Origin of the sequence: Ensifer sp. ENS08, assembly GCF_014852195.1 — a bacterium.
In the GTDB taxonomy this organism is placed as follows: Bacteria; Pseudomonadota; Alphaproteobacteria; order Rhizobiales; family Rhizobiaceae; genus Ensifer; species Ensifer adhaerens.
In genome coordinates this window covers 64,908-78,830 of record NZ_JACVBF010000015.1, presented here as the reverse complement: position 1 = coordinate 78,830, position 13,923 = coordinate 64,908, and the positions used below count along the sequence as shown (strand labels likewise).

At 62.9% G+C, this 13,923-nt stretch carries 14 protein-coding genes; 9 read left to right on the top strand and 5 right to left on the bottom strand.

What is annotated here, in order from left to right; all coding sequences use genetic code 11:
• Nucleotides 1–77 precede the first annotated feature (77 nt).
• Nucleotides 78–1,289 carry an HlyD family secretion protein gene (locus IB272_RS25825; RefSeq protein ID WP_113135910.1) on the bottom strand — a complete coding sequence of 404 codons (1,212 nt, stop codon included), beginning with the start codon at nt 1,287–1,289 and terminating at the stop codon, nt 78–80.
• A gap of 191 nt (nt 1,290–1,480) precedes the next feature.
• On the opposite strand from IB272_RS25825, the gene IB272_RS25820 reads away from it, so the two are divergent.
• From IB272_RS25820 to IB272_RS25810, 3 genes are all read left to right on the top strand, one after another.
• Nucleotides 1,481–2,152, top strand: a complete 672-nt coding sequence (locus tag IB272_RS25820) for a TetR/AcrR family transcriptional regulator (protein ID WP_226020723.1) — start codon at nt 1,481–1,483, stop codon at nt 2,150–2,152.
• 111 nt (nt 2,153–2,263) lie between these two features.
• A complete protein-coding gene (locus IB272_RS25815) occupies nt 2,264–3,103 on the top strand; it encodes an AraC family transcriptional regulator (protein WP_034787039.1) in 840 nt (279 codons plus the stop codon).
• Nucleotides 3,104–3,272: 169 nt separating this feature from the next.
• On the top strand, nt 3,273–4,022 hold the full coding sequence (locus IB272_RS25810) for a TerC family protein (RefSeq protein ID WP_034787044.1): 750 nt from the start codon (nt 3,273–3,275) through the stop codon (nt 4,020–4,022).
• A 239-nt stretch (nt 4,023–4,261) separates the two neighbouring features.
• On the opposite strand, the gene IB272_RS25805 is transcribed toward IB272_RS25810, so the two are convergent.
• Nucleotides 4,262–4,642, bottom strand: coding sequence for a VOC family protein (locus IB272_RS25805; RefSeq protein ID WP_060581256.1), 381 nt, complete (start codon nt 4,640–4,642; stop codon nt 4,262–4,264).
• A gap of 226 nt (nt 4,643–4,868) precedes the next feature.
• On the bottom strand, nt 4,869–5,216 hold the full coding sequence (locus tag IB272_RS25800) for a metalloregulator ArsR/SmtB family transcription factor (RefSeq protein ID WP_060581255.1): 348 nt from the start codon (nt 5,214–5,216) through the stop codon (nt 4,869–4,871).
• 257 nt (nt 5,217–5,473) lie between these two features.
• Between IB272_RS25800 and gltX the strand changes: the two genes are divergently transcribed.
• Nucleotides 5,474–6,931, top strand: a complete 1,458-nt coding sequence (gene gltX, locus IB272_RS25795) for a glutamate--tRNA ligase (RefSeq protein WP_034787058.1) — start codon at nt 5,474–5,476, stop codon at nt 6,929–6,931.
• Nucleotides 6,932–6,941: 10 nt separating this feature from the next.
• A complete protein-coding gene (lysS, locus tag IB272_RS25790) occupies nt 6,942–8,438 on the top strand; it encodes a lysine--tRNA ligase (protein ID WP_034787063.1) in 1,497 nt (498 codons plus the stop codon).
• Between the two features lie 98 nt (nt 8,439–8,536).
• Here lysS and IB272_RS25785 read toward each other — a convergent pair whose 3' ends face one another.
• Together IB272_RS25785 and IB272_RS25780 are read right to left on the bottom strand one after the other, a co-directional pair.
• Nucleotides 8,537–9,196 (bottom strand): hypothetical protein, encoded by a 660-nt coding sequence (locus IB272_RS25785; protein ID WP_034787288.1) that lies wholly within the window; start codon nt 9,194–9,196, stop codon nt 8,537–8,539.
• Between the two features lie 199 nt (nt 9,197–9,395).
• On the bottom strand, nt 9,396–9,719 hold the full coding sequence (locus tag IB272_RS25780; RefSeq protein ID WP_060581254.1) for a hypothetical protein: 324 nt from the start codon (nt 9,717–9,719) through the stop codon (nt 9,396–9,398).
• Between the two features lie 204 nt (nt 9,720–9,923).
• Here IB272_RS25780 and IB272_RS25775 point away from each other — a divergent pair, with 204 nt between their 5' ends.
• The 4 genes from IB272_RS25775 to IB272_RS25760 all read left to right on the top strand — a co-directional run bounded on the left by IB272_RS25775 (nt 9,924) and on the right by IB272_RS25760 (nt 13,849).
• Nucleotides 9,924–10,877, top strand: coding sequence for a nucleoside hydrolase (locus tag IB272_RS25775; RefSeq protein WP_113135909.1), 954 nt, complete (start codon nt 9,924–9,926; stop codon nt 10,875–10,877).
• Between the two features lie 88 nt (nt 10,878–10,965).
• Nucleotides 10,966–11,976, top strand: a complete 1,011-nt coding sequence (locus IB272_RS25770; RefSeq protein WP_060581253.1) for a ligase-associated DNA damage response exonuclease — start codon at nt 10,966–10,968, stop codon at nt 11,974–11,976.
• Nucleotides 11,977–11,980: 4 nt separating this feature from the next.
• Nucleotides 11,981–13,600, top strand: a complete 1,620-nt coding sequence (locus tag IB272_RS25765) for a cisplatin damage response ATP-dependent DNA ligase (protein WP_060581252.1) — start codon at nt 11,981–11,983, stop codon at nt 13,598–13,600.
• A gap of 63 nt (nt 13,601–13,663) precedes the next feature.
• Nucleotides 13,664–13,849: a DUF3008 family protein gene (locus IB272_RS25760; RefSeq protein ID WP_034787077.1), complete on the top strand. Its 186-nt coding sequence runs from the start codon at nt 13,664–13,666 to the stop codon at nt 13,847–13,849.
• Nucleotides 13,850–13,923 lie beyond the last annotated feature (74 nt).

Below are 13,923 nucleotides of genomic sequence, written 5' to 3'. Positions count from 1 at the left end.
TCCGGACTTCACCGCGCTCCGTAGCGCCGGGGTCTCGACAAAAGGCGCGCCCAAGGGCGCGCCGGCATTTCGTCCGCTTACTTGGTCGCGGCAACCTTGGTCTGATCCGGCGCTGTGCGCGTGTCGACATCGACGACAACGCTCAAGCCCGCGCGCAGGTGACCTTCAGCCAGCACGTCGGCCGGCAGGGTGATGCGCACCGGCACGCGCTGGATCACCTTGGTGAAGTTGCCGGTGGCGTTTTCCGCCGGCAGCAGCGAGAAGACCGAACCGGAGGCCGGCGAGATCGAGGCGACCGTGCCTTCGATCGCATGATCCTCATAGGCGTCGACATGCACCTTCACCTTGGAGTCCGGCACCAGATGGGCGATCTGGGTCTCCTTGAAGTTGGCGTCGATATAGAGCTGGTCGACCGGAACCAGGGCGGCAAGCCGCTGGCCGGCCGACACGAGGTCGCCGACCTGCACCGCGACGTTGCCGACGATGCCGTCATAGGGCGCCTTCAGCACGGTGAAGCCGAGGTCGCGGTTGGCCTTGTCGCGCGCAAGCTCCAGCGAACGGATCTCGCTTTCGGCTTCCGTGCGCTGCGCTTCGAGAACGGTGATGCTGGCGTTGGCGGCGGCGATGTTGGCGTCCGCCCCGGCAAGGTTTGCCCGTGCCTGGTCGAGCGCCACATCGGCGTTATCGAGCGAAGCGACGGTGCCAACGGCCTTGGACTGGAGGTCGCTCGCGCGCTTCTGCGCGAGCTCGGCGCCGCGCACCGTCGCTTCGAGAGCCTTCTTCTGCGCTTCGGTCTGGGCAAGGCTCGCCTTGGCGCCGGCGATCTGCGCATCGAAGCGGCTGAGCGCAAGCTTCTGGGTGGCAATCTTCGCCTCGGCCTGCTCGGCGGCGATGCGGTAGTCGCCGTCATCGAGCGTGACCAGCGGGTCGCCGGCCTTCACCTTCTGGTTGGCGACGGCGTCGACCTTGGCGACATAACCGGAAACCTTCGGCGAAATCGTCGCGATGTCGCCTTCGATATAGGCGTCATCGGTCGAGACCATGAAGCGGCCATTGGTCCACCAGTCGTAGCCATACCAGGCACCAGCAGCCAGAAGCGCCAGGCCGAGTACGGGAAGGATGGGCTTGCGCGCCTTCTTCTGCGGCGCAGCGGCTTCCTTTGCCGGAGCCGGCGCGACCGCCTGCTCCGCAGCGGGCGCCTTCGCCTCAAGCGCGGTTTCCTGCTGCACTTCGAAAGTCTCGTCGACGGGACGGACGCGGGCAGCGCTGGACGTGTTGGATGCGGACATTGGGCACCGGCCTGGTTAAGGATTGCTGAACGAACTGAACCGTTCGGTTCGATTGGAACTTGACATAGGCCCTTTCTGGTCGCATATCAAGAGGAAATCGAACCGCGTGGTTCGATGACTTAAATTTAATATGAGCAGGGCGGAAACAAGCGACCATCATGAGCGAGGCAAAGAACGGAACCCAGGACGTCATGCAGCCGGCAGCCGGCATGGATGAGGATCTCTGTTCGGGTGGCGGCCGTCACGCCGCCGGCGAGGATCCAGCCAAGCGTGAACAGATCCTCGAAGGCGCGCGACGCGCGTTCCTGAGCCAGGGTTTCGATGCCGCCAGCATGAACGACATCACCCGCGAGGCGGGCGTCTCCAAGGGCACGCTCTACGTCTATTTCGAGAACAAGGAAGACTTGTTCAAGGCACTGATCATCAAGGGCAAGACCCGGGTGGTCCAGACCGCCAAGCACGCGCTCAACGATCACGACGACGTCGAAGAATCACTCTACGATTTCGGCGTGACGCTGACGACGAGCATGACGGCGGAAGAGACGATCCGCTCCATGCGCATGGTGATCGGGGTGATCGACCGCATGCCGCATCTGGCCGAACGCTTCTTCAGCGAAGCACCGGAGAACGGCTACACTGTGCTCAAGGCCTATCTCGACCGCCAGGTCCCGACCGGCGTGCTCGACATCGACAACACAGAAATGGCCGCCCGCCAGTTTATCGAGATGGCCCAAGCCGGCCTCTTCAAGCACCGGCTTTTCGGCGGCATGTGTTCGGCACCGCCGAAAGAACAGATCGAGGCGACAGTGACCGCCGCCGTCCGCGTCTTCATGTCCGCCTACGGTCCGAAGAAGAAGAAATAGGCGGACTGACGCCGAACCTCCTTCAGCCCTCCTGCGTTTCAATCGAGCAATTTCGATCAAGCGCGCCTTCAGCCGAGCCCCTATCAAAAGGGCGTTGCCAGGGGAGTGAAGATGAGTGCCATCGGACGGGCGGTCTGGTTCATCGAGAGCCATTTCGCAAAAGAGATATCGCTGGATGAAATCGCCGGGGCCGCGGGCCTTTCGCGCTTCCATCTTTCGCGCGTTTTCGGGCTGGTCACCGGCCGCTCGATCACCGCCTATATCCGCGGACGGCGTCTCAGCGATGCCGCCAGCGCGCTTGCCGATGGCTCCATCAGCATTCTCTCGGTGGCACTCGATGCGGGCTACAGCTCGCACGAGGCTTTCACCCGTGCCTTTCGCGACCAGTTCGGCGTGACACCCGAAACGGTTCGCAAGCAAAGGCACATTCGAAACATCGAGCTGATGGAGCCTTTAAGAATGGACGATACCCGCCTTCTCAAGATCGACCCGCCCCGCTTCGAAGACAGCCCGCCATTGCTTCTGGCCGGCCTTTCGGAAACCTACACCTACGGCCGCACCGAAGGCATCCCGTCGCTCTGGCAACGGTTCAATCGCCATTTCGGCGCGATACCCGGACAGAGAGGCGACATCGCCTACGGTGTGTGCACCGACAGCAACGGCGAGGCTGGCACCTTCCGCTACATGGCGGCGGCCGAAATCAGCGACGCCGACGACCTGGCGGAAGGCTTTTCGACGCTACGGCTGCCGAAGCAGCGCTACGCCGTCTTTCTGCATCGCGGGCACATCTCCGCGATCGCCAAAACCGCCGACTACGTCTTCGGCACATGGCTGCCCGAATCCGGACTGCAGCATGGAGAAACGCCCGACCTCATCGAACGCTATGATGCGCGCTTTGACCCGCATTCGGGCATGGGCGTGGTCGAAATGTGGATTCCTGTCAAATCGTAAACGGTAAAGCGCCGCTGCAATCGGGCAGCGGCGCTTGTCTCTTCCGCAATGTTTCTTAAATACTTTCGGCGATTCTTGCGCGTCGACGCGCCATCCCCCACAGCGCCGCGCGTCCATCGGACGCGCGGCGCTGTGGAACTTTTGAAGTGCTGAAAGAGAAAGATCGCCGATGCAGGATATCCTGTTGCTTGCTCAAGACCCCGCCGCCTGGGTCGCCCTCGTCACCCTGGTCGTCATGGAGGTGGTTCTCGGCATCGACAACCTGATCTTCATCTCGATCCTCACCAACAAGCTGCCTGTCGAGCATCGCGAAAAGGCCCGGCGCATCGGTATCGCCCTTGCCCTCGTCATGCGCCTTGCGCTGCTCGGCACGGTTGCCTGGATCGTTAAGCTGACGACGCCGGTGTTCGAGGCCTTCGGCCACGGCTTCTCCTGGAAGGACATGATCCTGATCGCCGGCGGCCTGTTCCTCGTCTGGAAGGCGACCAAGGAAATCCACCACAATGTCGATCCGGCCGATCACGGCGAGGACTTTATCGCCTCCTCGGCGATCAACAGCTTCGGCGCCGCGATCGCCCAGATCCTTTTGCTCGACCTCGTCTTCTCCGTCGACAGCATCATCACCGCCGTCGGCATGACACCGCACCTGCCGATCATGGTCATCGCCGTCATCGCCGCCGTCACGGTCATGCTCGTTGCCGCCAACCCGCTCGCCAACTTCATCGAGAAGAACCCGACGATCGTCATGCTGGCGCTCGCCTTCCTGCTGATGATCGGCACGACACTGATCGCCGAAGGCATGGGCCTGCATGTGCCGAAGGGTTACATCTACGCCGCCATGGCCTTCTCGGCGCTCGTCGAAATCCTCAACATGGTCGCGCGCAATGCGCGCCTGAGGAAGGCCGGAAAGCTCGACTGACGCGCCGGGCCGAAAACAATCCCGTCATGAGAAAGGCCCGCATCCAAGATGCGGGCCTTCTGCTTGCGGGAGTTCTGGAAGACGCGGAGCCCGGCTGACCGGCCGTCAACCGCGAGCCATCAGCGGCAAGACAAACGGGGTCGTTTCCTCTTTCCGCCAAGCTTGCCGGGGCCAGTCCCCACGCCTTCTGGTTGGACAACGCATCTCCTCAGGAAACGTTCCGATCCGGTTTCAGCCGCTCAAACATCCGGGCGATGGCCGACCTCGACCAGAATGTTGCCGGGTATCACTACGTAGAAAACATAGGCGCCGTGCCGATCGGCAGGCGGGATCACCTGGGCGCCGGATCCAAGCACCCGCTGATAGGCATCGTCGACGTCGGCCCGCACCGGCAGCAAAAAGCCGATGTGGTAGGTCTGGGTCCCGAGGCTGACCTGGTCGCCGCCGCCGAGCGCAGTGATCGGCGGGCTGACGACGAGCACCAGGCCGGAACCGTCCGTCAGGCGGAAAAAGGCATCGTTGCCGCGCTTTTCGACCAGCGTCAGGCCGAAATGATCGATGAGGAAGGACGCCGTTTCGGCAACGACAGGGCTATAGAGGTCGATATGGTTCAGTCGCATGTTTACAGTCTCCGTGTTCGAGAAACGCGGCGGACTGCGTCGATTGCATATACCCCGCCGCGGACCGATGCGATTGCATCGGAACCACGTCGCGGGTTCGAACGGGACGTTCGAGCAGAGCTTCGTTTAGAAAACCGAAGGGACCGGGCTTACCATATCCGGTCCTGCCTTTTTCGACGTCCCCTGCTTAGCGCAGAACGGCCAAGGACGGAAGACGGGGCGGCGATCAGTTCTTGCCGGCAGCGGGGTCGATATGCTGGAGTTCCTGCAGATAGGCGTCGAGACGGTCGAACTTCTGCTCCCAGAAGCGACGGTAGCCGTCGAGCCAGCTGTTGACGTCCTTCAGCGGGGCGGCTTCAAGCTTGCATGGTCGCCACTGCGCTTCGCGGCCACGGCTGATCAGCCCGGCGCGCTCGAGAACCTTGAGATGCTTGGAGACTGCCGGCAGGCTCATTTCGAAGGGCTCCGCCAGCTCGCCGACCGAGGCCTCTCCAAGTGCGAGGCGGGCGAGAATGGCCCTTCGCGTTGGATCGGCCAGGGCTGAGAGCGTCGTCGACAAGCGATCTTCCGGCATTTTCTAAAAAACCTTTCAGTTAAATAACCTTTTGGTTCATTAACGCCCGCTGGCGGCAGTGTCAACAAAAACCGGCGTGATCGGGTTTCCGTTGACATGATCGGCGTTCTATGGTCTCACGCGAGCCTATTGGAATAGCCTGCCGATACCGTTGTTGCGGCACCCTTGCGGGCCTTTCCTTCCCATAAAATGCGCGCCCCCGGCGGCCGGTTTCTTCTCCGGCAAGGGGCGAAAAGCACGTCAGACGGGCAAAGACCATGGCAAATTCAGCAGTCCGGGTACGCATCGCACCCTCCCCCACCGGCGAGCCGCATGTCGGCACCGCCTACATCGCTCTGTTCAACTACCTCTTCGCAAAAAAGCACGGCGGCGAGTTCATCCTGCGCATCGAAGACACCGATGCCACCCGCTCGACGCCCGAGTTCGAACAGAAGGTGCTGGACGCGCTGAAATGGTGCGGGCTCGAATGGTCGGAAGGTCCTGATGTCGGTGGTCCCTATGGTCCCTACCGCCAGAGCGACCGCAAGGACATGTACCGCCCCTACGTCGAGAAGATCGTCGAGAATGGTCACGGCTTCCGCTGCTTCTGCACGCCCGAGCGGCTCGAGCAGATGCGCGAGAGCCAGCGCGCCGCCGGCAAGCCGTCGAAGTATGACGGCCTGTGTCTCCACCTGTCCGCCGAAGAAGTGACCTCGCGCGTTGCCGCCGGCGAGCCGCATGTCGTGCGCATGAAGATCCCGACCGAGGGCTCGTGCAAGTTTACTGACGGCGTCTATGGTGACGTGGAAATTCCGTGGGATGCCGTCGACATGCAGGTCCTCTTGAAGGCCGACGGCATGCCGACCTACCACATGGCCAACGTCGTCGACGACCACCTGATGAAGATCACCCACGTCGCCCGCGGCGAGGAGTGGCTGGCCTCCGTGCCGAAGCACATCCTGATCTACCGCTATCTCGGCCTCGAGCCGCCGGTCTTCATGCACCTGTCGCTGATGCGCAATGCCGACAAGTCGAAGCTGTCGAAGCGCAAGAACCCGACGTCGATCTCGTACTACACGGCGCTTGGCTATCTGCCGGAAGCGCTGATGAACTTCCTCGGCCTGTTCTTCATCCAGATCGCCGAAGGCGAGGAGTTGCTGACGATCGAGGAACTGGCTGCAAAGTTCGACTCGGAGAACCTCTCCAAGGCCGGCGCGATCTTCGACATCCAGAAGCTCGACTGGCTGAACGCCCGCTGGATCCGCGAGAAGCTTTCGGAAGAAGAATTCGCCGCCCGCGTCCTTGCCTGGGCCATGGAAAACGACCGCCTGAAACAGGGCCTGAAGCTCAGCCAGTCGCGCATTTCGAAGCTCGGCGAACTGCCTGATCTCGCAAGCTTCCTCTTGAAGTCCGACCTCGGCCTTAAGCCCGAAGCCTTCGCCGGCGTCAAGTCGACGCCCGAAGAACTGCTCGAGATCCTCAACACCGTTCAGCCGGACCTTGAAAAGATCCTCGAATGGAACAAGGAATCGATCGAAGCCGAACTGCGCGCGGTCGCCGAGCGCATGGGCAAGAAGCTGAAGGTGATCCTGGCGCCGCTCTTCGTGTCTGTATCCGGCTCGCAGCGCTCGCTGCCGCTGTTCGACAGCATGGAAATCCTCGGCCGCGCCGTGGTCCGCCAGCGTCTCAAGGTCGCGTCCCAGGTGGTCGCCTCCATGGTCGGCAGCGGAAAGTAAGGAGAGCACGATGAACGACAAGACCGAGACCACTGGCCTCTCCTCCGACGCCACGGAAGTGCGCGCACAGAAGCTGAAGCTTTTGCGCGAGCAGATCGGCGACGTCTATCCGGCGCATTTCCACCGGACGATGAGCAATGCCGAGCTGACCGCAAAGTACGAGAGCCTGGAGCCGGACACCGAGACCCAGGATGTCGTGACCGTCGCCGGCCGCGTCTATTCCTCGCGCAACTCCGGCATGTTCATGGACATCCATGACGCCTCCGGCAAGATCCAGATCTTCAGCCACAAGGACACCACGCCGGAAGACGCCCGCGCGCTGCTGCCGATGATCGACATTGGCGACATCATCGGCGTGACCGGCGTCGTTCGCCGCACCAAGCGTGGTGAGCTGACGATCAACGCCCAGGCAATCACCATGCTGACGAAGTCGCTGCTGCCGATGCCCGAAAAGTGGCACGGCCTGTCGGACATCGAGATCCGCTACCGCAAGCGCCACCTCGACATCATGACCAACGAGGAATCGAAGCTGCGCTTCCAGCAGCGCAGCAAGATCGTCTCGGGCATCCGCCGCTTCATGGAAAACGACGGCTTCATGGAAGTCGAGACGCCGATGCTGCACTCGGTCTACGGCGGCGCCACCGCCGAGCCGTTCAAGACGCATCACAACACGCTGAAGCTCGACATGTTCCTGCGCATCGCGCCGGAACTGTACCTGAAGCGCACGCTGGTTTCGGGCCTCACCGACAAGGTCTTCGAGATCAACCGCAACTTCCGCAACGAAGGCGTCTCCACCCGGCACAATCCGGAATTCACCATGATGGAGTGCTACTGGGCCTATGCCGACTACGAGGACATCATGGACCTCGTCGAGCGGCTGTTCGGTGAGCTTGCCATGGCGATCCACGGCTCGACCGAGTTTGCCTATGGCGACAAGGAAATCTCCTTCAAGGGTCCGTTCCGCCGCGTGCCGATGCCCGACGCTGTCAAGGAAGCGACCGGCATCGACTTCCTGGCGATGAAGACCGACGAAGAAGCCCGCGCTGCCGCCAAGGCTGCAGGCTTTGAGGTCGAGAAGGACTGGACCTGGGGCGAGTGCCTCGCCTTCATCTTCGAAGAGAAGGTCGAAGGCACGCTGATCCAGCCGGCCCACGTCACGCATTTCCCGAAGGACATCTCGCCCTTTGCCAAGGAAGTGCCGGGCGAACCGCGCCTCGTCGAACGTTTCGAGACCTATTGCAACGCCTGGGAACTGGGCAACGCCTTCTCGGAACTCAACGATCCGGAAGAGCAGCGCGCCCGCATGGTCGAGCAGCTCGAGCAGGCGCACGCCCGCGGCGAAAAGGCCAAGCAGCTCGACGACGAGTTCCTTGACGCGATCGACCAAGGCATGCCGCCGGCCGGTGGCCTCGGCATCGGCGTCGACCGCCTGATCATGCTGCTCACCAACGCACCGTCGATCCGCGACGTCATCCTCTTCCCGGCCCGCCGGCAGAAGGCTGACTGATCAAGGTCGCAAAACCCACGAACACGAAGGCCCGCCGCTCACGCGCCGGGCCTTTTTTCAATTCTCAGAAAGAACGGATTACCGAACGTAACCCGGGCCTAGTGGCCCGCAGGCGCCTCGGCGGTCTCGGCCGGCTTGGCCTCCTGCTCACCGGCGCCGCCCTCGGCGCTCACGCCATCGGCCGGTGCGGCCGACGGGTCGATGCATGGCGAATGGTCGTCCATGGCCGCCATCATCGTGCGGATGTCGTCCATCGAAAGGTCGACGGTCTTGCCATGGAAGACGCCGACGGAATTTGCCGTGCCGTCATTGTAGAACGCCCGAAACGTCTCGCTCATGCCCGGAACGCTCTGCGGACCGGGGGCGAAGAGCACCTCCGCACCGATCGCCGCACCGCGCACGTCAGCCCGGTTTTCGGGACCTGCGGAATCGAGCACGACGACCTGATAGAGATCTGCCCGCTCGGCCTTCGCCAGGGCGCCCACGACGCGCAACGCCGTGCGCATGCGCGCCTGGCCGTCGGCGCGGTCGGTCTTGACGTGCATGCGGATCCAGCGCTGGCCGTTGTGGCCGAGCTTCAACGTGCGAATGGTCGTGCACTCGAGGCCCGAAACCTTCGGCTTGGAAAGTTCCGCCATGAGCGCATCGCGGCTGACATAGACGGCAGCTCCGCCCGAAGCGGCGGAAACACCGAAAGCCGCCGTGAGAATGACGAGCAGTCTCTTTGATGGCCTGATCTTGCCGAGGATAGCCTTCACGAGCGTGGACTCCGCCATCATATCCAGAAATTGCAGAAAGCCCGGAACGGGCAGCACAACATTAGGCGCGCGACCTTTCGGAAAGTTTAAATTGCGGTAGCGATCTGCCGGCAACCCGCAAGACACCGGCGGGTGGCAGATCAACAGACAGGAGGCCGGTGATTGTGCGCCGGCCTCCTGCCTGAAGCATGCACGCCGATCAGTCGACGGCGATATCGATCCGGTCGCGGCACTCGCGATAAGGCGAAAGATGCACCTTGCCCGAGGCATCGATCCACCGGCGGTTTTCGACGCAATTGGCGCCCGACTTCGTCAGGATGACCTTGGGGCGCCGCCGGTTGTAGCTGTCGTTGGCATGGGTGAAGGAACCGATGCCGGCATACCAGTCGCTGCTGTTGGAAGAACCGTGTCCGCCACCACCGCCACCGCGGCCCTTGCCACCGGCACTTTGGGCAAAGGAGGGAGCGGCAAACGACGTTGCCGCGGTGACGACGATCATGGAAACAAGGACCAGCCGATGCATGACATTACCTCCCGATTGACTGGATGAGCCGTTCCCATCCACACGCAAAGCTTGCCATGCTCGCCCGGTTGGTGATGTTCCCATGGAAACCATGGCCAGAGGCGCGGCCGTTCCCCGCGTCAACCCGGAGGGCGATTGACATTCGCGGCCATCTTGCCTCCATTGCGAGCCGTCAAACACAAGAACAAGAAAAGAAGAACGAGAATGCATAAAGTCATCTTTGATACGGATCCGGGCATCGACGATGCAATGGCGCTGCTTTTCCTGCACCGTCACCCGGCCATCGACCTGATCGGCATCACCACCGTATTCGGCAACGCCTCGGTCGAAACCACTACCCGCAACGCGCTGTTCCTGAAGCAGCGTTGGGGCATCGGTGCGCCCGTCGCCAAGGGTCTCGACAAGACTTTCAATCCCGACCGCCCGCATGTCGGCTGGCCGACCTTCATCCACGGTGACGATGGCCTCGGCAACATCGACGTGCCCGAGACGGTCGACCTGCCGGTCGATCCGCGCCCGGCGCACCGCTTCATCATCGACACCGTTCGCGCCCATCCCGGCGAAGTGACGCTGATCGCCGTTGGCCGCATGACCAACCTGGCGCTGGCACTGCGCGAGGATCCCGATTTCGCAGCGCTCGTGCGCGAAGTCGTCATCATGGGTGGCGCCTTCGACGTCAACGGCAACATCACGCCGGCTGCCGAGGCCAACATCCACGGCGACCCGGAAGCTGCCGACGTCGTCATGACGGCCCCCTGGCCGGTCACCGTCGTTGGCCTCGACGTCACCACCCAGACCGTGATGACCAAGGCGATGATCGCCGATATCGCCGAACGCGGCGGCGACGCCGGCAAGCTGCTTGCCGATATCTCGAAATTCTACGTCACCTTCTATGAGCAGCACGTGCCCGACGGCATGGTCGTGCATGACAGCTGCGCCTGCGCCTATGTCGTGGCGCCCGACCTCTTCACCGTCAGGAGCGGATCGATCCGTGTCGTCTGCGGCGGCATTGCCGACGGCCAGACGATCCAGAGCCCCGACAACCGTTTGTTCCCGCCAAGCCCCTGGGACGATCTGCCGAGCCAGAAGGCCTGCATCGACATCGATGCCGCCCGCACGCTGAAGCTGATTATCGACACGCTGGTTCTGGCCGGCTGAACCTGATCGAGGCGCAGCGAATGTTGCGCCTTGAAAAACTTGAACAAGACGGCTGGCGAATGCGCATTCGCCGGCTATCTTTCAGTCCATGAAACCGGACGCCCTGCTCTACCCCGCCCCCAAAGGCCTCTATTGCCCGATCGGTGACTTCTACATCGACCCGGTTCAACCGGTCGAAAGGGCGCTGATCACACACGGCCATTCCGACCATGCCCGCGCGGGGCACGGCCACGTGCTCGCCACCCGCGAGACCCTCGACATCATGCGCATCCGCTACGGCGACGACTTCTGCGGCACGAGCCAGGCGATCAGCCTCGGTGAACCCCTTGTCGTCAATGGCATCGACGTGGGCTTCCATCCGGCCGGTCATGTACTCGGCTCGGCGCAGATCTCCGTTCGTGCAAACGGCGTGCGCATCGTCGCGTCTGGCGACTACAAGCGGCGACGGGATCCGACCTGCGCCGGCTTCGAGCCGGTCGCCTGCGATGTCTTTATCACCGAAGCCACCTTCGGCCTGCCGGTCTTCCACCACCCGGACGATCGCGCGGAAACCCGCAAATTGCTGACGTCGCTCGCCCAGTTTCCCGAGCGCACGCACGTGGTCGGTGCCTATGCGCTCGGCAAGGCGCAGCGGGTGATCGCACTCCTGCGCGAAGAGGGGTATCACCAGCCGATCTTCATCCATGGCGCCCTGCAACGGCTGTGCGACTACTATCAGAGTCAGGGCATCTACCTCGGCGACCTGCGCCCGGCAACGCTTGCCGCCGACGAAAAGCAGGATTTCAGGGGCACGATCGTGATCGGCCCGCCCGCCGCCTTCGCCGATCGCTGGTCGCGGCGCTTCTCCGACCCGATTGCCAGTTTCGCTTCCGGCTGGATGTTGATCCGGCAACGAGCGAAACAGCGGGGCGTCGAGCTGCCATTGATCATCTCCGACCATTGTGACTGGGTCGAACTGACGGCAACGATCACCGAGATCGCACCGGCCGAGGTCTGGGTCACGCACGGACGCGAGGAAGCGCTGGTGCGCTGGTGCGAGCTCAAGGGCATTGCCGCCCGCCCGCTTCACCTCGTCGGCTACGACGACGAGGGAGAGTGACGAGATGCGCGCCTTCGCCGAACTGCTCGACCGCCTCGTCCTCAGCCCGCAGCGCAATGCCAAGATCCGCCTGCTTGTCGATTACTTCCGGACCGCGCCGGACCCGGATCGCGGCTACGCGCTCGCGGCGATCGCCGGCACGCTGTCGCTCAACACCGTCAAGCCGGCGATGATCCGCGACCTCTTGCTCGAACGCATGGACGCGGTGCTTTTCCAGTATTCCTACGACTATGTCGGTGACCTCGCCGAAACGGTGTCGCTCGTCTGGGAGCCGCCTGCCGGCACCGTAGAGGCGGACATACCGCTTGGCGAGGCCATCGAGCGTCTGCAAAGGGCCGGACGGGCCGATGTGCGCGGCGTCGTTCGCGACATGCTCGACCGATTGGATACGTCGGCGCGCTTCGCCTTCCTCAAACTTGTGACGGGCGGCCTTCGCATCGGCGTATCGGCGAAGCTCGCCAAGCAGGCGCTCGCAGACATGGGCGGCAAGGACGTCGCCGAGATCGAGACCCTCTGGCACGGCCTGTCGCCGCCCTATCTGCCGCTCTTCCGCTGGCTTTCGGGCGAGGCGGAAAAGCCCGAGCTTTCGACGCCGGCCGTCTTTCATTCGGTCATGCTCGCCAATCCTGTCGGCGACGGCGATCTCGACGGGCTCGACCCCAAGGACTTCGCTGCCGAATGGAAGTGGGACGGGATCCGCGTGCAGCTTGCCAATATCGGCGGCGTGCGCCGGCTCTATTCCCGCAGTGGCGACGAGATTTCCGGCGCCTTTCCCGACGTCCTGGAGGCCGCCGATTTCACCGGGGTGATCGATGGCGAACTGCTCGTCGGCGGCACCGCGCGCACCAACCGCGCAACCCGAACTTTCGCCGACCTGCAGCAACGGCTGAACCGCAAGACGGTCAGCCCTAAGCTCATAGAGACCTATCCGGCCTTCGTCCGCGCCTATGACATTCTCTTCTCAGGCGAAGAGGACGTTCGCCCACTGGGTTTCGTCGAACGACGCTCGCGGCTCGCCGACCTCGTCGAGCGCGCCTCGCCGCAGCATTTCGACCTGTCGCCGCTGGTGCCCTTCTCGTCCTGGCAAGAACTCGACAGCCTGCGCGCCGACCCGCCCGATCCGGTGATCGAGGGCATCATGCTGAAACGGCTGGATTCGCCCTATACGCCGGGCCGCGTCAAAGGCCCGTGGTTCAAGTGGAAGCGCGCGCCCTTCAACATCGACGCGGTGCTGATGTATGCCCAGCGCGGCCACGGCAAGCGCTCGAGCTACTACTCCGATTACACCTTCGGCGTCTGGACCGACATCGACGGAAAGGAAACGCTGGTACCGGTCGGCAAGGCCTATTTCGGCTTCACCGACGCCGAACTGGAAATTCTCGACCGTTTCGTCCGGGACAATACGACCGAGCGCTTCGGGCCGGTGCGCGCCGTCAGGGCCGAGCCCGAGTTCGGTTTCGTCGTCGAGGTCGCCTTCGAGGGTATCAACCGCTCGAGCCGGCACAAGTCAGGCGTCGCCATGCGCTTCCCGCGCATCGCGCGCCTGAGACAGGACAAGTTGCCGCGTGACGCCGACCGGCTGGAGACGCTGCAGGCGATGATCGAGGCGCGGGAGAATACCTAGCTTCGCGGAACATCCGGCGCTGCCTCGCGTTGGCCAGGGCAACCAACCGAAAGGCGATGTGCCATGCCAGCCAAGTCGAAAGCGCAACAGCGTGCAGCCGGCGCTGCCCTTGCCGCCAAGCGCGGCGACGTCAAGAAATCCAGCCTCAAGGGCGCCTCGCGCGAAATGGAGAAATCCATGAGTGAAGGTGAACTCGAAGACCTTGCAGAAACCAAGCACAAGAAGCTGCCCGAGCACAAAGGTGACTGAGACGCGAAGGAATAAAAGCGGAACCTAAAACAAGGTTTATTAAGACCCTTTTGGGATTATCCGGCTCAAGACAT

Bases quoted from the DNA above. Each gene is read 5' to 3' on its own strand.
- IB272_RS25780 (WP_060581254.1), bottom strand. From the start codon at position 9,719: ATGCATCGGCTGGTCCTTGTTTCCATGATCGTCGTCACCGCGGCAACG.
- IB272_RS25800 (WP_060581255.1), bottom strand. From the start codon at position 5,216: ATGCCGGAAGATCGCTTGTCGACGACGCTCTCAGCCCTGGCCGATCCA.
- IB272_RS25765 (WP_060581252.1), top strand. From the start codon at position 11,981: ATGCGCGCCTTCGCCGAACTGCTCGACCGCCTCGTCCTCAGCCCGCAG.
- IB272_RS25810 (WP_034787044.1), top strand. From the start codon at position 3,273: ATGCAGGATATCCTGTTGCTTGCTCAAGACCCCGCCGCCTGGGTCGCC.
- IB272_RS25815 (WP_034787039.1), top strand. From the start codon at position 2,264: ATGAGTGCCATCGGACGGGCGGTCTGGTTCATCGAGAGCCATTTCGCA.
- IB272_RS25775 (WP_113135909.1), top strand. From the start codon at position 9,924: ATGCATAAAGTCATCTTTGATACGGATCCGGGCATCGACGATGCAATG.
- IB272_RS25820 (WP_226020723.1), top strand. From the start codon at position 1,481: ATGCAGCCGGCAGCCGGCATGGATGAGGATCTCTGTTCGGGTGGCGGC.
- IB272_RS25805 (WP_060581256.1), bottom strand. From the start codon at position 4,642: ATGCGACTGAACCATATCGACCTCTATAGCCCTGTCGTTGCCGAAACG.
- IB272_RS25770 (WP_060581253.1), top strand. From the start codon at position 10,966: ATGAAACCGGACGCCCTGCTCTACCCCGCCCCCAAAGGCCTCTATTGC.
- gltX (WP_034787058.1), top strand. From the start codon at position 5,474: ATGGCAAATTCAGCAGTCCGGGTACGCATCGCACCCTCCCCCACCGGC.
- lysS (WP_034787063.1), top strand. From the start codon at position 6,942: ATGAACGACAAGACCGAGACCACTGGCCTCTCCTCCGACGCCACGGAA.
- IB272_RS25825 (WP_113135910.1), bottom strand. From the start codon at position 1,289: ATGTCCGCATCCAACACGTCCAGCGCTGCCCGCGTCCGTCCCGTCGAC.
- IB272_RS25760 (WP_034787077.1), top strand. From the start codon at position 13,664: ATGCCAGCCAAGTCGAAAGCGCAACAGCGTGCAGCCGGCGCTGCCCTT.